Below are 17,283 nucleotides of genomic sequence, written 5' to 3' on the forward strand. Positions count from 1 at the left end.
TGGATCTCTCGGCCACGCTGCACGCGTTCTATGAATACATCTCGGATTCCTAAGATAGAATCTACTGGGGACATCGGTATTCGCTCCATTAAGCTCGTTCTTCGCAAAAACAAGTTTAATGAATACCACTTGTCCCCCGTTCATGAGGAAGAGCCAATTTCAATGAGATTTTTTCATCCCTAATGCTGTTGGGATCGGAAAAATGCCTCTCTAGCACCCCCATTCCTGTACATTTTTTGGCCCATCAATACGGGGGCCGGCATGTCGCATTGTTTCTATTCGCCGCGCGACGTTGCTGCGACCATGGCTTCTATCCCATCTAATTTGGGATTTGGGGAGCAAGCGTGGCGCTGACTGACGTACATACGGATTCCGACATAACTATCAGTCTCTGATGCCTACGCTTACTGGGTTGAGCAGTATGTTATTTCGGTGAGCGGAATGTAGTTCGAGGAAGAGGTATTAAATAATGAGCGTCTGCTAACGGCCAGGACCAGACATTGCCATAGTTAAGGAAACCGTAGTTCCTTCCTACGGTTTCCACCCAGAGCCGGCATGCGGATCAAATGGCATCCCTTGCCTCAGACCTTTTTAAGGATGCTATGGCGGCTGTAAAAAGGGCGGCGTCCTTAGCCTTGTCTCGCTCATAATTTCCACATAGAACCGAATCGAGCGCCCCAGCTGCTTTGCTAAAGACTGTGGTTGCAATCTTGTCATCTTTGAAAGCAGTGGCAACCCTCTCGCAGTATTTTTCAAACTTGTTGGAGTTCATGCGCTCAGTCGTTTCGCCTGCGATGATAAATCGAGCTACGGGAAGCAAATGATATTTGAAAGGCCGGTATTTCGTATCCAACCCCTTGCGCCGAAAGAGAGACTCCAGGCGATAGAGCGCCAAGGCGCTAGCGTAATATGCGACCGGAGGGTGGTCTGCAACGAAAATTCTAGACTCTATGGATTTCAACAACGACCCGTAGTAGCGACTGGCCTGATGCGGAACGGCTAAGAACATTGAGGCGAATGCTCGGATTTGGTTTGCGATAGTGACAATGCGAATTTTCTCGATGCCTGTTGTCGCACGAAACTGCTGGGACCGACGCTCATAGTACAGCTGCGAGTCCCCATCGCCCGCCTCATAGTAGTCCTCCAGCGATTTCTGGAAGTCGGTCAATGACGTAAGTTCCTCTGGTTTGACCATGGTTTGCCGGTTCGTGGCCTTAATTATTTTGTTCTTCACGGCTCCGTCTTGGGAGACAATGAGTTTGAACGGTATCTGAACCTTTTCGAGCTTATTCTTATTACGGAAAAGTACGTTGCTTGTTTGGCACCCATTAACGACTTGGTAGCCTTCAAGAGTAAAGTTGTCCCCAGTTTTCTGGATCGAATCTGCTACGACGGTTACGCCGTTGTTCATCAGCACAAATAGGCGTCGTGCCTCGTCCTCAAGCGTCTTCTCGATCTCCATATTGACGTCGTTGTCGCCTTGGAAGTCGCGCACGTTGTCGTAAAAGAGTCCCTTGAGCATGTTGCCAGAATCGTCCGAGATAAGCTTCATAAACTCCTCTGAGGGCAAGTAACCTAGGTACGACTCTTGTATCCCAGGCAGCGCAGGAAGAGTGATCTTGCTAGCGAACTCAATGGACTTCGAGAAACGGTTCTTTGCGTTCGAGTAAAGCCGCTGGAGGGTCTTCGCGTCTACGGGGATAAACTCAACCGATTCGAAAATATCGAGATCCATTAGGCCGTCGCGTTCAACATCTATTCTCTTGACCAGCTTGGGATCTTCCTGCCACTTGCCTGTGGTGGCATAGTAAATTTTCACGGATGGATTGCCGCGCTTGAACAAGGCGCTTTGTCCGTAGATGAACTTGATGAGGCGCTCCTTCTCCGCGATTCTGCTGTTACGCGTCATCGACGGCTTGACCGATAAAAGATCCTTTAAACCGAAAAAGGTATTAGAGATTTCGTCACCCGAAAACCCGCCGGATTTGGATTGACAGAAGACTAAATTGACTTCGAGATATTTATTCGTAGACACCAAGTCCTGAACTTCCTCCTCGTCTAAAACAAGGGTTCCGTTCACGATGACAGCTACTCCGTCGATACCTAGATCGTCTCCCCCTCCTGTGTACAAATCACCGACATCGAATTCCTCTCCGTATTCATTAGAGACGGCACAGTAGTTAACGAAATGTTCCAGAACGGTGGCGTCGTCCGTCTTCTTGGGAAGCGACTCTTCGGCTTTGAATGCAGCCACTAGATTTTGGGTAACAAGATCCATGCAAGAAACCTAAATGATAGTGTGGGTGTGGCAGATGCTGTTTCTGATAATGTCATGTTGTTTCTAATTATGGCAGAAGCTGTCGTTATTGAGAAGTCTCCGGGATATCCATTGTGAATGGAATTGCAAACCCGTGGAATTAAGGATATGAATGACTCCTATGGGTCGAAAGCGGCCAATCATAAGGGGTTGATTTCGACCCTGAGGAGCCTTTCGCGGCTTTGTGACTACATGGGCCGCCACTGAGGTTCAGCGGGTATAGACGTTATAAAGGCTGACTCGATGAACAACGTTGAAATCCAGATGCCGCAGCGATGACTCAACCTAGCAAAAGTAACTAGAGCACGATAATGGCGAGACTTTTGTTGCGCAGAAATGGGGTATTGAGGCATCTAGCCTCCGTTAAAGTCACGCACGATGGTTCAATAAAACTCAACCTTGTAAGGGAAGGTATCAGCGAGAACGGTTATAAGTGGACTGTCGATGGGGATGGATCAAGTCCGGTTTCTTCGCGGGACACTCCAGAGTCAAAAACAAAGTCGATCACGATCCACACGAGTGGGCGAATCAACTATCACTTTGGCGGTGGTTCTATCCGTTACGTTCCCTGCCTGTTAGATCTAGCGCACGTAGTAACGATCATCCATTACTCTATTCCTAGCGTTGACCTTTTGGATGATGTTGAGCAGTCTCGCGAGGAAGATTGGATCTGTGAGTTCTCTGCTGAAATCGATCATCGAATGGTCTTCTCCTTCTCGGTGCTACCAGCAGTGTTGCCAGCAGTACCCGGGGAATTGGGGCGCTTCGGTGTCGAGGGACTCTACGCATTAACTTGGTGTGCGGAGCTTGACGTCTCAGGAGTAACCACGGGCAACCTTCCCGAAGCGGTATTCACCACATTCCGTCCCAGCGCCAGCTTGCCTACGCAAACAATTCGCGAGGAATATGTGTATTTGCGATTTCGGCGGGCAATGTATGCAAACGACATTACCAAAGCCGTAGCGGATTCACCAAACAGCGACGCAATTACAGCAGAACAGATTGAGGCAATGATTCAGGCTGGCCCCGGGGTATACCCGCCCAACAACGAAGGCATCTGGACAGTGATCACAAGCGTTCCGATGCGGATAGCCCCACGTCTCATTGTCTCCTTCGAAGACGAAAGATTTCGAGCGGAGACTGTAGACCTACGCCCGGGTGATACACGACTAGCAACGGTTAGAGTGCGCTTTAAGGTTTTCGACGAACAGACAAAGAGGTACGTAAAGCAGCGGGTAGCAATTCGCAACCTTGTGCTTGACTCAGAGCTATGACGTGAGTGCGTCCCATAGGGCTTCGGGCTGCGAAACTAGCGGTATAAGAAGGTGAGTTGACTTTTGAACATCCTCCGAGCCTGTGGCTGAATGTCGCTTGTTGGCCGAAAGCTGACGCCCGCAAGGCAGCCTTCTTCCCTAGGCTTTGTTTGCCGAGAACGCCCCTGCAGTCAAATCAATATCCGCACCGCTAATGCGCATCTGACGAGCAGCGTCCTGCCATCGATCGACAACCACGACTATCCCATTCACAATTTGCCGAGCCTGCACATCGGCCAGCCCATAAAAAGCGGCCGTGCTGAGGACAGTCTCTAGGCTAGGCCGATTGTCGACGTCGTCAATATTCAAGACATGCTCTGCCTTGTCGATATTCGGATTGACGTCAAACGCGGGTGCAAGTCTCCATCCTGTCTTGCCAAGCACGAATCCGTGATTGCGAAGGTGGTCGTCGCGGTTGCCGACCGTGACGTTGAACGCCACGCGCCGAAATAGCTGTTCCAAGTCTGCATCCGCATGCTCGGCATCCCCCTGAGCGCGAATGAACTGCGCCAATTCCAGATAGCTCGTACCTTCACTTTGCGTCTTGCGAAGCAGTGTCATCGCCGAGGCATAGAAGCGTCGCGAACTGTTGGCTCGATCGAACCGTTGGACGCAGAAGGTATGGAAGTCGTTGTTTAGCTTGATGAGCTTCGCAGGCGGTACGTCTATCCCAGCTTCTTGCGCGAGTTGATGAACGACATATTCCCAAGCTCCGACGTCTCGATCGTCATCCCTGGCTGGGAACTTGCCGATCCAGAGTGAGCCGTCGGTTTCGGTGAAGTTGGCCTTTGGTCTTGCTCCGCCCAGAGACGCGCCAGGTGCGACGAGTACGGCGAGCCACTTTCGTAGCGCATCGAGGTCGTCGATACGCCGGTTGCTGAGCTGGTAGGCCACGGCTTCCAGCTCTCGTAGCGTCGTTACCGGCGGAGCCGCCATTTTCTCGTCGCCAAGAAACGCTTCTGTACCTGGCCGGCGAAAACGCAGCGCGCCTTGGCGAGTGAGGTCTTGCACGCCGATCAGGAAATCCCAGGCGTACAGCGTACGAGGAGAGCGTTGCTCATCCTTTGCCTGCAGGGTCTCGCGCCGCTTCATCAGTGTTTGTCCCCATCGATCTGGTGACGAGTCCAGGAAGACGCCGAAGTTGCCTAGCTCGGGCTTGGGAAAGAAGGGGTGTTCATCCAGAGATAGGTCGGGATCCAGTGCGAAGGCGCGGGGGTCTTGTAGCCAATCGCGTTCGTAATGGAAGCGGATCTGGCCGCGATCATGGGCGAGCGTGCCGACTTGGCGTGCAGGGCCGAGGTCATCATCCAACCAGACTTCCAGGGTATTGTCCTGCCCGCTCATGTCGATTCCTTGTTGTTTGAGGCTGACGAGGGTTTGATCGCCTTGGCACGGGTGGCCGTGCGGCGCCTGGGAGTTGGTTCAAGCTCGAGGTCCTGCAATTTCCGACCAACTTTGTCGTCGGCCCCAAGCTGATTGAGGTCGCCCTCAAGACCAAGCACGGCCAGAACCCGAACATAGGACCCCAGCGTGGCCCCTGGATCACCCGCCTCAACCTTGTACAAGGTGGTCCTTGAAATTCCTGCTCGTTGCGCTACGACGGCATTGCTTAGCTTGCGTCGCTTGCGGGCAAGACGGAGCCGCTCTCCCAGTGAGGACAGGAGACGCTGCTCTTGAGGGAAGACGATAGGCGGTTTGCGTGGCATGTTCGCTATTATGGTCTATATGATTCTAATTTGTCTATAATAGCGTTAAATAAAAATTTTTGTGTTAGCGCCTAAGGAGAGTGGACAGCAGCCGCCAAGCCGGTCCAAAATGCGGTACATCCTTGCTTGCTCAGCGGGGATGTCGCCTTATTTATCAAAGAGTTGGATGCTAAGTTCTGTTCTCTTCACCCGCTCCATAATTCGAAAAGCCCCGTGTTTCTGCATGGGGCTTTTGTTTATCTGCGAGCATCTGCCGAGCCTTGTTCGACGAACGACTCCGCCCCAGTAACGGGATGTCGGGAGACATTCTCGGACCCGGCTAATTACGAGACCCATGCTAAATGACCCTAGAGCTTATTCTTGCCTTTATAAATTCAAATATGGGTTCAAAATGTATTTAATAGATCATTTATGAGTGATTATTCATGTTGGAGTGGGTTTTTTCTTGGATTTATGTTCGAATATGATCGGTAAAGAGATAGATTCAGTCATATCTGGGCGATTAAAGCATGCAGTCTCCTCGGCCGAAGAATCCTGACTCACGGGTTGCGTTGCCGCGGCCCGTAGAGCGCGCGTTGCACCGTTTGGGGCAGGACATCTCCATTGCGCGCCGTATGCGCCGCTTAAGCCAGGAAGATCTGGCACAGCGTATCGGCACGTCATTGAGTACAGTCAGGCGCACGGAGGACGGCTATCCCGGCACAGCCCTGCACACTTTTCTGCGTGCCTTGCACGTGCTTGGTCGTCTCGATGACGTGGTAAAGGTGATGGCCATTGAGAACGACAAGTTGGGGATGGAGCTGGTGCGGGAGCAATTGCCCCAACGAGTGCGGACGTCCCGTAGCGGCAAGTCGCGTGTGGGCCGCCTCGCTAGCACCAAAGAGGGTATCGCGGCTGACACCGATGAGCTGGAAGGCTTCTGATGGCTACCAGGGTATGCCTTGCGGTAGTTTCATTTGGCCTTCGCCTTTTTCTGCGCAAGAATTTTCTCATTTTCCGCCGCTGCGGCGCGGATCAATGTCTTGAAGGCCCGGTCATCGATTTTGTCGCCTTCATGAAGGTCGATGGCGCGGCGCGTACCGCCTTCCAGGCTGGCATTGAACAGGCGTGACGGATCTTCGAGCGAGGCGCCTCTGGCGAAGGTGAGCTTCACGGTTGCCTTGTAGGTCTCGCCGGTGCATATGAGACCATCGTGCTCCCAAACGGGGACGCCCTGCATATTGTTCGAGGGCTTGCGCCATTTCACGTCCTCGACCACGTCGGGGATAGCTGCTTTGATAAGTGTGCGGACGCGAGCCAGCATTTCGCTGCGCCAATCGTCACGTTTTTCGATCTGATTATCGACCAAGCTCATCTCCAGCCCAGTGCCGGCGCCACGTGCGTCAAGATTGCCTCGATGACGTGCGCGTTGTATTCCACGCCGAGCTGGTTCGGGACTGTCAGCAGCAGTGTGTCGGCCTCGGCGATAGCCTCGTCTTTCTTTAGCTGTTCGATCAGGACATCAGGCTCGGCGGCGTAGCTGCGGCCGAAGACTGCCCGTGTCTTTTCGTCGATGAAGCCCACTTGGTCTTCGTCCTGTCCAGAGCGACCGAAGTAGGCGCGATCCCGATCGTCCACCAGCGCGAAAATGCTGCGGCTGACGGAGACCCTCGGCTCGCGCGTGTGGCCGGCTTCTTTCCATGCAGCCCGGTATGCGCGGATTTGCGCTGCCTGCTGGACATGAAAGGCTTCCCCGGTCTCGTCGTCCTTGAGTGTCGAGCTTTGCAAGTTCATGCCCAGTTTCGCCGCCCAGACGGCGGTCGCGTTGGAGCCAGCTCCCCACCATATTCTGTCGCGCAGTCCTTCCGACAGCGGTTCCAGGCGCAAGAGGCCCGGCGGGTTGGGAAACATCGGGCGCGGATTGGGCTGCGCAAAGCCTTCGCCCTGGAGCAGGTGGAGCAAGGCCTCGGCATGTTGGCGCCCCATGTCGGCGTCGCTCTGTCCTTCGGCAGGCTGGTATCCGAAATAGCGCCAGCCGTCGATGACTTGCTCGGGTGAGCCCCTGCTGATTCCCAACTGCAGCCGCCCGCCTGCGATGAGGTCGGCCGCGCCGGCGTCCTCGACCATGTAGCAAGGGTTCTCGTAGCGCATGTCGATGACTGCGGTGCCGATCTCGATGCGCCGCGTCCTGGCGCCTACGGCGGCAAGCAGGGGAAAGGGCGATGCCAGCTGGCGCGCGTAGTGATGAACGCGGAAGTACGCGCCGTCCAGCCCGAGTTCTTCGGCGGCGACCGCGAGTTCGATGGATTGCAACAACGCGTCCGATGCGGAGCGGGTTTGCGACTGGGGCGACGGCGTCCAGTGGCCGAAGGAGAGGAATCCGATTTTTTTCATCGTGAAGGGCCTTAAGAACTTGGTTTCAGCTTGGGGCGGGGGCCGCAAGAATATGAACAGGTCGGACGGGTCACCGGAGCTTTCACATACCGGGGTCGCCGACTCTCACCTGTGCGGCGTGCTGTCTCCCGCGGGATATTTGACCTTGTTCGCCTGGATTTTGTGGACTATGGCCTCGTTCAGGTCGACGTGCAAGACGCTGCATAGGCGTATCAGATACAGGGCGACGTCGGCCAATTCGTCGCGAACCGCCCTGGCCGTCTTCGGGTCGTCGGCGACCTGGAGGGACTGGTCTTCGGTCAGCCATTGGAAGATCTCGACCAGTTCTCCGACTTCGCCGGTCAGCGCCATGGCGAGATTCTTGGGGGAATGGAAGGGGTTCCAGTCGCGCTCGTCGGCAAAAGCCTGCAGCGCTGTCTCGAGCGCGGCGACATCGATGAGGCGGGTCTCTGTATTCATAGTGCGTCGGTCTTGGCGGCTCTGCGGGAATTTTCTTTTATCGTCGACAGCGAAGCAGGCATGCCGGTCTTCGATTTGCCGGTGGAAACACCGGGTAGGTCCTTTGTACCAGATCGAGAAGCCGGGCTTCACGATGGCATCGAACAATCGGGCCGTGTTTGGCCCGGACGATGCCGCAAGTCGCGCCTTGTAACTGACAATTTTGTCAGCCAACGCGAGGCGGCGGCCTGCATTTGGGCGGATGTCAGGTACCTGCAGTAAGATGCGGCGATCCAGGGCCTGCGCGCATCCAGGCCCGATTGCCATCCGTCCGGCGCCCACGCCCTTAGCCGCATGTCATCCAGCCTTGCTCCCACCGAGACCCAGCCCACCGCCTGGCGCCTGTTCCTGATTTTTTCCCGCATAGGCCTGACCAGCTTCGGCGGTGGACTGAGCGGCTGGCTGCTGCGCGAGTTCGTCCAGGACCGGCACTGGATCAGCGAAGAGGATTTCCTCAACGGCCTGTCGCTGGCCCAGGCGCTGCCAGGGGTCAACGTCAAGAACATGGCGATCTGGATAGGCTACCGCCTGGCCGGCGCGCGCGGGGCGGTAGCGGGATTCACGGGCATCATCGTGCCGCCCGCAATTTTCATCGTGTTGCTGGGCATATTGTTCGCCTCGCTGGCGCGCTATCCCTTGAGCAATATCGCGCTGGCCGGTGCAGCGGCGGCGGCCATCGGCCTGTCGGCCAGCATGGCCATCGTGGCCGCGCGGCGCGTGCCGCGCCGGGTGCTCCCCTTGTTGATAATGGCGAGTACTTTCGTCATGGTGGGCTTGCTGCATTGGCCGCTGGTATGGGTGGTGCTGGCCGAGGCGGCCGTCAGCATCACTGTCGAGTACCGCCGGCTGAAGTCCGAGTAAGGCAGCGGAAACGGCCATGAAAAACGCGCTTTGGGACTTGTTTTCGGTATTCGCGCCGCTGTCGCTGGTCACGGTCGGGGGCGGCCAGACGACGCTGGCCGAGATCCAGCGCCAGGTGGTCAGCGTCCATCACTGGATGAACGCGCAGGAATTCCTCAATGCCTTCGCCATCGCCCGCCTTGCGCCGGGGCCGGGTTCGCTGCTGGTGACGCTGATAGGCTGGCAGGTCAGCGGTTTCTGGGGCGCAGTGGTCGCGACGGTGGGGATCTTCGGGCCCACGGCGTTCCTTATCTATGGCGTGGCCTATCTGTGGAAGCGCCACCGGGGCGCGCGCTGGCAGATCGCCCTGGAGACCGGCCTGCGTCCGGTGGCCGCGGGCATGATCATGGCCGCGGTCTATGTGCTGCTGCTGGCGCTGGAGGGCGGCTGGGCGGCGCGCGGCATCGCGGTCGTATCGACCGCGCTGATGTTGCGCACGAGGCTCAATCCCCTGATCCTGATCGGCGGCGGCGCGGCGCTGATGATCGGGCTGGATCTGGCGGGCTGGTACGGCTGAGCCTGCGCAAGCCCGCTAGTCCCGGGGTTCGATAAAGCTCGGGCTCGATAAAGCGGGAACAAAAGTCGCCGGCTTCGGCGAGCGGGGCGGTGAAGGACGTATCAACTGCGCTCCGGCGGCTTGCGGTCGCGCGGCGCGCCCAGCCCGGCTGCGAGCCAGCCGCCTATGCGCGCGTACGAGGCAATCATGGCGCACAGCATTTGCGCTTCGCGGCTCAGGCGCCGGCCCGCCTTGCGCACCATGGCTATGTCGTAGATGCGCGGCGGATCTTCCACGGCGATGGCGGCAAGCCTGCCCTGGACCAGCGGATGTTCCAGCACCACCTCGGGCAGGCGCGCCAGGCAGTCGGATTCCATCAGCATCGACACGGCGTCGAACAAGGACGAGGAGTAGGCCGCGATGCGGGGGCGGCCCAGCCGGGTGTCGTCGAACAATTCGGTCAGGCTCGCGTCTTCTTCGCCGCGCCCGGGTATCGAGCCGACGACGATCCAGTCGCAGCGGATCAGTTCCTGTACGGTTTTGGCTGCTATCAGCGGGTGCCCGGTGCGCGCCAGGATGGCCGGCCGCCCCTGGTAGAGCATGTCGACCTGCAGGTCTTCGCAAGGCAGCCCGGCGGGCAGGCGCAACAGCGCGATCTCGATGCGGTTGTCGCGCAACTGCAGCAGCAGGTCGCTCGAGACCGTTTGCGTGACGTGCAGCGCCACGGAGGGGTTCTTGCCGCGAAAGTCGTTGAGTACGGTGGAGGCCAGGCGCAGCGCCGGGTCGATGGACAGGCCCAGCGCGATGCTGGGCTGTTGCCGTGCGCCGGTCCGGTACAGCCAGCGCGAGGCCCGGTCCGCCTCCAGCACGGTGGCGTGCGCCAGGTGCAGGAATTCCTCGCCGTCCTTGGTCAGCGTCAATCCCTTGGCATCGCGCGCCAGCAGGGCGACGCCGTGTTCGTCCTCGAGCCTGGCCAGGCTTTTCGTGAGCCCGCCCTGGGATACGTCGAGCGCGCGGGCTGCCGCCCGGAAGCCGCCGTGTTCGACGACGGCGATGAAGTCTCGAAGTTGCTGTAGCGTCATGTCGGGCCTGGGTGATTCCGCGGAGTGATCGCGATGCGGGCGGCAAGCGTTGACCGGCGCCTGGGGGCGCCGCGATCATGCCGGCTGTGCGTAGTTCAGAACTTTATCAAAAGGAGGAGAACAATGAACATGCGAATCGGAGCCTGGGCGGCAGGCCTGGCCATGGCTTGGGCCGGCGCGGCCGTTGCGGCCCAGGGGTTTCCCGACAGGCCTATCACCCTGGTGGTGCCGTTTGCCGCGGGAGCTTCCGCGGATGGCATCGGGCGCGTGCTGGCCCAGGAACTCTCGACCTCGCTGGGGCAGCCGGTCATCGTCCGCAACCAGCCGGGCGGCGGCGGGGCTGTAGGGCTGATGGCGGTGGCGCATTCGCAGCCCGACGGCTATACGCTGGGCCTGGGCGCCACGGGCGCTATCGCGATCAATCCGCATATTCCGAATGCCGCGCCCCTGAAGCCGAACAAGGACCTGGCGCCTGTGGCTAAGCTGGCCGATGTGCCGCTGGTGATCGTGGCGGGCAAGCGCACCGGCTACAAGAACCTGAAGGACATGCTGGACAAGGCCCGCGCGCATCCGCAAGACCCGATCATCTTCGGCACGCCGGGCCAGTACACCGCGCAGCACTTGTCCGGGGAATTGCTGGCCCGCATGGCCGGCATCCGCATGAATGCCGTGCCCTATCGCGGCAGCGGCCCGGCGGTGACCGATCTGCTGGGCGGCCAGATCGGCGTAGCCGTAGTGGACCTGACTTCGGCCTATCCGCACATCAAGACCGGCGACCTGGTGGCCTTGGGCACTACCGGCGCGCGCCGCAGCGCGGTGGCGCCGGAACTGCCCACCATCGCCGAAGGCGGCGTGGCGGGCTATGACGCGCCGGCCTGGATGGGGCTGTTCGCGCCCGCGGGGATTCCCCCCGCCGCCGCCGACAAGGTTTCTGCCGCCGTGAAGGCGGCCCTGGCCCAGCCCGAGGTGCGCAAGCGGCTGATCAATCTGGCCGCCGAGCCCGACTACATGGGTCCGCAGGATTTTTCCCGTTTCATCGCCAGGGAATCGAACCGCTGGGAACAGCTCTTGAAATCCATCAACCAGAGGTAGTCTGTATGAGCAAGACGGGGGGCCAGTTGCTGGCCGACGGGCTGGTGCGCAACGGCATCGAAGATCTGTTCATGATCCCGGGCATCCAGCTCGATTGGGCCGTGGACGCGCTGCGCCAGCGCTCCGGCGACATCAGCCTGTACGTGCCGCGGCACGAGCAGAGCACGACCTATATGGCCGACGGCTATTACCGCGCCAGCGGGCGCGTGGGCGTCGCCATGGTGGTGCCCGGGCCGGGCGCCCTGAACGCGGGGGCGGGACTGGCCACGGCCTACGCCGCGAATTCCCGGGTGCTGTTCCTGACCGCGCAAATCCATTCCCAGGGGGTAGGCAAGGGATATGGCCTGCTGCACGAGATCAAGGACCAGCCCGGCTACCTGGCGGGGCTGAGCAAATGGAGCCGCCATGTGGGCGGCCCCGAAGAAATCGCCGCCGCGGTGGACCAGGCCTTCGACCGCTTGCATACAGGGCGGCCGCGCCCCGTGGCGCTGGAAATCCCCCACGACTACTTGAGCGCGTCCGTGAACGATGCGCCGCCCGCCGCAGCCGCCGGCCAGCCCGGGGCCGGTGCGCCTGCGGCTATCGACGAGGCCGCGCTGGCGCGCGCAGCGGCGCTGCTCGACGGCGCGCGCCTGCCGGTCATCTATGTGGGCGGCGGCATTTTCCATTCCGATGCCTGCCCGGCCCTGCAGGCGCTGGCCGAGCGCATCGGCGCGCCGGTGGTCATGAGCGACAATGGCCGCGGTGCGCTGAGCGACCGGCATCCCCTGGCGATGAGCTCGCTGGCCGGCCGCGCCGTGTTCGGGCACGCCGATGTCGTGCTGGTGGTTGGCAGCCGCTTCATCGATTCGCTGACGCCGACGGCGTCCTGGCCCGCGCAGCCGGAGCTGCGCTATATCTACATCAATATCGACGAGGCCGACTTGTCCGCGCCCCGGAAGCCGGACGTGGCGCTGGCCGCGGACGCCGCCGTGGCGCTGCCCATGCTGGCGGAAAGGCTGAAGCCGCGCCGTGCCATGGCCGAGGCCGACGCCTTGCGCGTAAAGGATTGGGCGCGCCGGCAGATCGACGTGGTGATGCCGCAGTCGGCCTACGTCGACGCGCTGCGCGCGGCCATGCCGGACGATGCCATCTTCGTCAACGAGTTGACTCAGGTGGGCTATCTGGCCCGCGTCGCTTTTCCGGTATATGGGCCGCGCACCTACATTGGTCCGGGCTACCAGGGCACGCTGGGCTATGGGTTTCCGACGGCCCTGGGCGCGGCGGTGGCCGCGGGCGGGCGACGTGTCGTGTCCATTACCGGAGACGGCGGATTCGGCTGGAACCTGCAGGAACTGGCGACGGCGCAGCGCTACGGACTGCCGGTGACCCTGGTGGTGTTCAACGACGGCCATTACGGCAATGTGCGCGCCATCCAGAAGCGCGAGTTCGGCGCCGAGGTCGCGGTCGAACTCGCCAACCCCGACTTCGGCCTGCTTGCCCGGGCCTTTGGCGTCGCTTTCGAGAAAGTCGACACGCCGCAGGCGCTGGGCGGCGCGGTGCAGGCGTCCATGAGCGCCGCCGGGCCGGTGATGATCGAAGTCGGGATAGGCGTAGTGCCCAGCCCCTGGCACTTGCTGCGGCTGCAGCCCATGAAGGGCGCGTCCGGGCCCGCGGCCCCGGCCGATCCGCTCGCAGGCGTGTATTCATGACCCGCTACGAGCACTGCTACATCGGCGGGGCCTTTGTGCCCGTCGAGGGCGCCGGGCGCCATGCGGTGATCGACCCCGCGCGCGAGGAGCAATGCGCCGAGGTCCGGCTTTGCGGCACGCGGCAGGTGGATGAGGCGCTGGGTAGCGCGCGGCGCGGCTTCGAGGCATGGAGCCGCAGCAGCTTGGACGAACGCAGGGATGCCCTGGCACGTCTTCGCGATGCCCTGGAGCGGCGCGCGGATTCGGCCTCCCAGGCACTGGCCCGGGAAATGGGCTGTCCCGTATGGCTGGGCGGCCTGATGCAGGTGCCCATGGCCCTGAAAGGCCTGGAATTCGCCGCCGCGGGGCTGGATCAGGTCATATGGCAGGAACGCATCGGCAACGGCCTGGTCGAGCGCGTGCCCTGCGGCGTCGTGGCTGCGATCACGCCCTGGAACTTTCCGCTGCACCAGATCGCGGCGAAGGTGGCCGCGGCGCTGGCGGCGGGCTGCAGTGTCGTCCTCAAACCCAGCGAGGTGGCGCCGGGCGCCGCCCTGGTTTTCATGCAGGCCGTGCACGAGGCCGGCTTGCCGGCGGGAACCGTGAACCTGATATGGGGCGGCGCCGACGTGGGCGAGCACCTGCTTGCGCATGGGGGCGTGGATCACATCAGCTTCACGGGCTCCAGCGCGGTGGGCCGGCGCATCATGGCCGCCGCGGCGGCCAGGCTTACGCCGCTGACGCTAGAGCTCGGTGGAAAATCGGCGGCCGTGGTGCTGGACGATGCCGACCTGGCCGCGGCGATCCCGGCCATGGCGCGCGCGGGGCTGGCCAATTCCGGCCAGGCCTGCGTCAGCCAGTCGCGCTGGATCGTGCCGCGCCGCCTGCGCGACGAGGCGATCGAGCGCTTTCGCCGGGCGGCGGAGGATTGGCCTCTCGGCGATCCGCTGGAAGCGGCCACGCGCCTCGGCCCGGTGGCGACCAAGACCCAGTACCAGCACGTCTGCCGCATGATCAATGGCGCGTGGGAGCAGGGCGCCACTTGCGTGGCGGGCGGGAAGGCCCGGCCCGAGGGCACGGGTTATTACGTCCCGCCCACGCTCTTCGCCGACGTCGGCCCGGAAATGGACATCGCGCGGCAAGAAGTATTCGGGCCGGTGATTGCCTTGATGTGCTACGACAGCGAAGCCGAGGCGGCCGAGCTTGCCAACGTGACATGCTACGGCCTGTCGGGTGCGGTATGGTCGGCCGACGTGCAGCGTGCCTCGAGTTTTGCACGCCGGATGAGGACCGGCCAGGTCGTCGTCAACGGCGCCGCACAGAACCTGGCGACGCCTTTCGGCGGCTGGAACGACTCCGGATTCGGGCGCGAGAACGGCAGGTTCGGCATTGAAGGCCTGCTGAATTATCGGTCGCTGCACGGGGCCGTCTGAACCGGCGAGCGGGCGCAAGCCAGTGGGCTTGCGTCCCGTCTCGTCCCGTCCCGGCTTGGCACGCTTGGCACGCTTGGCACGGCTTTGCGCGGCTCGCCCTGGCCTCCAGCGATTCATTATTTCGACAAGCCAGCGGCCGAAGCGGCCCCGGCCGATTTTCTGCGCCGGGAACTGGGGCTCCGGTTCGGGCGCTAGACGGGCAAGGCCGCCACATCGCCGGGCCGGGATGCCGGCGCTTGTGCCGCCTCGGGCCGGGTAGCGACGCCTGGCGTGGCGGCCGCAGGCGTATCGGTCAGCGACAGCGCCTGGCGCTCGAACAGCCTCCGGTACACGCCGTTCTTGCGCAATACCAGCGCGTCGTGCGTGCCTTCCTCGATGATCCGGCCCTTGTCCAGCACCAGCAGCCGGTCGAGCGCGCGCACCGTCGACAGCCGGTGGGCCACCACCAGTGTGGTGCGGCCTATCATCAGCCGTTCCATCGCCTGCTGGATCAGGGCTTCGCTTTCGCTGTCCAGGCTGGAAGTGGCCTCGTCCAGGATCAGGATGGGCGCATCGGCCAGGAAGGCCCGGGCGATCGCCACGCGCTGGCGTTCGCCGCCCGAGAGCTTGATGCCGCGCTCGCCCACGAGCGTCTCGTAGCCTTGCGGCAGCGCCACGATGAAATCGTGCGCGCCGGCCAGCTGCGCGGCTTGCTCGATTTCGGCGCGGCTGGCGCCGGGCCGTGCATAGGCGATGTTCTCGGCCAGCGTGCGGTGGAACAACAGCGGTTCCTGCTGCACGATCGCGATGCGGCTGCGCAGCGACGATTGGGTGACCTGGGCGATATCCTGCCCGTCGACCGTGATGGCGCCTGCTTCCACGTCGTAAAGCCTTTGCACCAGCTTGATGAAGGTGGTCTTGCCCGAGCCCGAATGGCCGACCAGCCCGATGCGCTCGCCCGGCGCGATGCGCACCGAGAAATCCTGGTACAGGGGCTTGCCGCGAGCGCCGTGCGTGTCGTAGCCGAAGTCGACATGCTCGAAGCGGATCTCGCCGCGCGTCACCGCGAGGTCGCGCGCGCCCGGCCTGTCGGCCACGCCGGGCGGCAGGCTTTCCAGCGCCACCAGTTCTTCCATGTCGTTGACGGAACGCTGCAAATTGCGGATGTGCATGCCCACGTCGTACAAGTAGCCTTGCAGCATGAAGAACATGGACAGCGCGAAGGTGATGTCGCCCACGCTGGCGCGCCCCGCGGCCCACAGCCACAGCGCCGCGCCCAGTATGGCGGCCTGCATGGCCGCCAGCATGGCGCCCTGCGCGCCGCCGTTCAGCGTGCCGCGCACCCAGGTGCGACGGGTACGCACGCGCCACTTGCCTATCACCCGGCCCAGTCGCGCCTCTTCGCGCGTCTCGGCGCCGAAGGCCTTGACCACGGCGTTGCAGGTGACCGCATCGGCCAGCGCGCCGCCCATGCGGGTATCCCAGGCATTGGCCAATTGCGCGGCCGGCGCCACATAGCCCAGCGACAAGCCGACCGTGACGGCGATATACAGCAGCGCGCCCAGTCCGACCACCAGGCCCATCACGGGCCAGTGCGCACCCAGCAGCAGCGTGGCGCCGGCCAGCATCGCGAGCGACGGCAGCAGGGCGATCAGCAGCGTGTCGTTGAGCAGGTCGAGCGCCCACATGCCGCGCGTGATCTTGCGCACGGTCGAGCCGGCGAAGCTGCTGGCATGCCAGTCGGTGGAAAGTCGCTGCACGCGGTGGAATGCGCCCGCGGCGATTTCGCTCATCATCTTCAGTGTGAGCGAGATGATGTTCATGAAGCCGAGCTGGCGCAGCACCGTGCCGCCGAGCCCGAGAGCGACCAGCAGCCAGAATGCCGACCATGCGGCATCCCAGGCCGCGGCCTTGCCGGCCGGGCCCGCGGCCAGCGCGTCGACCAGACGGCCGGCGAACAGCGGCGTGAATACGTCGGCGACTGCCGACAGCAGTGCGAGCAGCGCAATGGCGCCGATGCGCCAGGGCTGCCTGCGCCAGTGGCGGAAGGTGTAGCCCAGCACTTTCTTGAAGACTTGCCCGCGGAAATCGAGTTGTTTGCGAACCATAATATGTCGAGACCCGGCGGCGCGCGGCCTGCGGGTTTCCCTGCGAAAAAGAAAAAAGAAGAAACAACGGCCAAGGCCCGCGGCATGTGTCCGCGGACGGAGGAGTTTTTTGACTCTCGGGTGGAGGCGTGGGTGCGCAGGCGCTGGCGGTGATGGAAACCGCGGCTTAGCGGACCCGCGCGAGCGACACTAATGTTGCGGTAACGGGTGTCGTACTGTGGCGCGAGGGTCGGTGGAATCCGGAACGGACATGCGGCACCTCCCTGTGCGATGGTTGATGATGAAAAATGCAGCGTTGCTGCGGCCTTGCGGCTGT

The 17,283-nt window shown here is 61.7% G+C and carries 15 protein-coding genes; 7 read left to right on the plus strand and 8 right to left on the minus strand.

Annotated elements, in window-relative coordinates; genetic code table 11:
• Positions 1–562: 562 nt before the first annotated feature.
• Complete coding sequence (locus KVP10_RS06970; RefSeq protein WP_217963841.1) at positions 563–2,278, minus strand: AIPR family protein; 1,716 nt, start codon at positions 2,276–2,278, stop codon at positions 563–565.
• 350 nt (positions 2,279–2,628) lie between these two features.
• On the opposite strand from KVP10_RS06970, the gene KVP10_RS06975 reads away from it, so the two are divergent.
• Positions 2,629–3,591: a hypothetical protein gene (locus KVP10_RS06975; RefSeq protein ID WP_217963843.1), complete on the plus strand. Its 963-nt coding sequence runs from the start codon at positions 2,629–2,631 to the stop codon at positions 3,589–3,591.
• Positions 3,592–3,729: 138 nt separating this feature from the next.
• Here KVP10_RS06975 and KVP10_RS06980 read toward each other — a convergent pair whose 3' ends face one another.
• Both KVP10_RS06980 and KVP10_RS06985 read right to left on the minus strand, forming a co-directional pair.
• The gene (locus KVP10_RS06980) at positions 3,730–4,974 is read right to left on the minus strand and encodes a type II toxin-antitoxin system HipA family toxin (RefSeq protein ID WP_217963844.1); all 1,245 of its coding nucleotides are present in this window, start codon (positions 4,972–4,974) and stop codon (positions 3,730–3,732) included.
• Positions 4,971–5,336 (minus strand): helix-turn-helix domain-containing protein, encoded by a 366-nt coding sequence (locus KVP10_RS06985; protein ID WP_246600457.1) that lies wholly within the window; start codon positions 5,334–5,336, stop codon positions 4,971–4,973. The genes KVP10_RS06980 and KVP10_RS06985 overlap by 4 nt, the downstream gene beginning before the upstream one ends.
• Positions 5,337–5,845: 509 nt before the next feature.
• Here KVP10_RS06985 and KVP10_RS06990 point away from each other — a divergent pair.
• Positions 5,846–6,259, plus strand: a complete 414-nt coding sequence (locus KVP10_RS06990; RefSeq protein ID WP_217963845.1) for a helix-turn-helix domain-containing protein — start codon at positions 5,846–5,848, stop codon at positions 6,257–6,259.
• Between the two features lie 29 nt (positions 6,260–6,288).
• Here the strand turns inward: KVP10_RS06990 and KVP10_RS06995 are convergent, their stop codons facing one another.
• The 3 genes from KVP10_RS06995 to KVP10_RS07005 all read right to left on the minus strand — a co-directional run bounded on the left by KVP10_RS06995 (position 6,289) and on the right by KVP10_RS07005 (position 8,168).
• Positions 6,289–6,690, minus strand: coding sequence for a DUF1801 domain-containing protein (locus tag KVP10_RS06995; protein WP_217963847.1), 402 nt, complete (start codon positions 6,688–6,690; stop codon positions 6,289–6,291).
• A complete protein-coding gene (locus KVP10_RS07000) occupies positions 6,687–7,709 on the minus strand; it encodes an LLM class flavin-dependent oxidoreductase (protein ID WP_217963848.1) in 1,023 nt (340 codons plus the stop codon). Before KVP10_RS07000 ends, KVP10_RS06995 begins: the two co-directional genes overlap by 4 nt.
• Positions 7,710–7,814: 105 nt before the next feature.
• Positions 7,815–8,168 (minus strand): nucleotide pyrophosphohydrolase, encoded by a 354-nt coding sequence (locus KVP10_RS07005; RefSeq protein WP_217963849.1) that lies wholly within the window; start codon positions 8,166–8,168, stop codon positions 7,815–7,817.
• Between the two features lie 333 nt (positions 8,169–8,501).
• Between KVP10_RS07005 and KVP10_RS07010 the strand changes: the two genes are divergently transcribed.
• Together KVP10_RS07010 and KVP10_RS07015 are read left to right on the plus strand one after the other, a co-directional pair.
• Positions 8,502–9,068: a chromate transporter gene (locus KVP10_RS07010; RefSeq protein ID WP_217963850.1), complete on the plus strand. Its 567-nt coding sequence runs from the start codon at positions 8,502–8,504 to the stop codon at positions 9,066–9,068.
• Positions 9,069–9,084: 16 nt separating this feature from the next.
• A complete protein-coding gene (locus tag KVP10_RS07015) occupies positions 9,085–9,624 on the plus strand; it encodes a chromate transporter (RefSeq protein WP_217963851.1) in 540 nt (179 codons plus the stop codon).
• A gap of 101 nt (positions 9,625–9,725) precedes the next feature.
• On the opposite strand, the gene KVP10_RS07020 is transcribed toward KVP10_RS07015, so the two are convergent.
• On the minus strand, positions 9,726–10,685 hold the full coding sequence (locus KVP10_RS07020) for a LysR family transcriptional regulator (RefSeq protein ID WP_217963852.1): 960 nt from the start codon (positions 10,683–10,685) through the stop codon (positions 9,726–9,728).
• Positions 10,686–10,808: 123 nt separating this feature from the next.
• Here KVP10_RS07020 and KVP10_RS07025 point away from each other — a divergent pair, with 123 nt between their 5' ends.
• Genes KVP10_RS07025 through KVP10_RS07035 form a run of 3 tightly spaced genes read left to right on the plus strand, consistent with a single transcriptional unit; the run spans position 10,809 to position 14,880 of the window.
• On the plus strand, positions 10,809–11,777 hold the full coding sequence (locus KVP10_RS07025) for a Bug family tripartite tricarboxylate transporter substrate binding protein (RefSeq protein WP_217963854.1): 969 nt from the start codon (positions 10,809–10,811) through the stop codon (positions 11,775–11,777).
• A gap of 5 nt (positions 11,778–11,782) precedes the next feature.
• Entirely contained in the window at positions 11,783–13,468 is a 1,686-nt protein-coding gene (locus tag KVP10_RS07030) for a thiamine pyrophosphate-dependent enzyme (RefSeq protein WP_217963855.1), read from the plus strand.
• Complete coding sequence (locus KVP10_RS07035) at positions 13,465–14,880, plus strand: aldehyde dehydrogenase family protein (RefSeq protein WP_217963857.1); 1,416 nt, start codon at positions 13,465–13,467, stop codon at positions 14,878–14,880. Before KVP10_RS07030 ends, KVP10_RS07035 begins: the two co-directional genes overlap by 4 nt.
• Before the next feature lie 191 nt (positions 14,881–15,071).
• Here the strand turns inward: KVP10_RS07035 and KVP10_RS07040 are convergent, their stop codons facing one another.
• Entirely contained in the window at positions 15,072–16,967 is a 1,896-nt protein-coding gene (locus tag KVP10_RS07040; RefSeq protein WP_217963859.1) for an ABC transporter ATP-binding protein, read from the minus strand.
• Between the last annotated feature and the right edge of the window lie 316 nt (positions 16,968–17,283).

Origin of the sequence: Candidimonas humi, assembly GCF_019166065.1 — a bacterium.
Lineage (GTDB): Bacteria > Pseudomonadota > Gammaproteobacteria > Burkholderiales > Burkholderiaceae_B > Candidimonas > Candidimonas humi.

Bases quoted from the DNA above. Each gene is read 5' to 3' on its own strand.
- KVP10_RS06970 (WP_217963841.1), bottom strand. From the start codon at position 2,278: ATGGATCTTGTTACCCAAAATCTAGTGGCTGCATTCAAAGCCGAAGAG.
- KVP10_RS06975 (WP_217963843.1), top strand. From the start codon at position 2,629: ATGGCGAGACTTTTGTTGCGCAGAAATGGGGTATTGAGGCATCTAGCC.
- KVP10_RS06980 (WP_217963844.1), bottom strand. From the start codon at position 4,974: ATGAGCGGGCAGGACAATACCCTGGAAGTCTGGTTGGATGATGACCTC.
- KVP10_RS06985 (WP_246600457.1), bottom strand. From the start codon at position 5,336: ATGCCACGCAAACCGCCTATCGTCTTCCCTCAAGAGCAGCGTCTCCTG.
- KVP10_RS06990 (WP_217963845.1), top strand. From the start codon at position 5,846: ATGCAGTCTCCTCGGCCGAAGAATCCTGACTCACGGGTTGCGTTGCCG.
- KVP10_RS06995 (WP_217963847.1), bottom strand. From the start codon at position 6,690: ATGAGCTTGGTCGATAATCAGATCGAAAAACGTGACGATTGGCGCAGC.
- KVP10_RS07000 (WP_217963848.1), bottom strand. From the start codon at position 7,709: ATGAAAAAAATCGGATTCCTCTCCTTCGGCCACTGGACGCCGTCGCCC.
- KVP10_RS07005 (WP_217963849.1), bottom strand. From the start codon at position 8,168: ATGAATACAGAGACCCGCCTCATCGATGTCGCCGCGCTCGAGACAGCG.
- KVP10_RS07010 (WP_217963850.1), top strand. From the start codon at position 8,502: ATGTCATCCAGCCTTGCTCCCACCGAGACCCAGCCCACCGCCTGGCGC.
- KVP10_RS07015 (WP_217963851.1), top strand. From the start codon at position 9,085: ATGAAAAACGCGCTTTGGGACTTGTTTTCGGTATTCGCGCCGCTGTCG.
- KVP10_RS07020 (WP_217963852.1), bottom strand. From the start codon at position 10,685: ATGACGCTACAGCAACTTCGAGACTTCATCGCCGTCGTCGAACACGGC.
- KVP10_RS07025 (WP_217963854.1), top strand. From the start codon at position 10,809: ATGAACATGCGAATCGGAGCCTGGGCGGCAGGCCTGGCCATGGCTTGG.
- KVP10_RS07030 (WP_217963855.1), top strand. From the start codon at position 11,783: ATGAGCAAGACGGGGGGCCAGTTGCTGGCCGACGGGCTGGTGCGCAAC.
- KVP10_RS07035 (WP_217963857.1), top strand. From the start codon at position 13,465: ATGACCCGCTACGAGCACTGCTACATCGGCGGGGCCTTTGTGCCCGTC.
- KVP10_RS07040 (WP_217963859.1), bottom strand. From the start codon at position 16,967: ATGGTTCGCAAACAACTCGATTTCCGCGGGCAAGTCTTCAAGAAAGTG.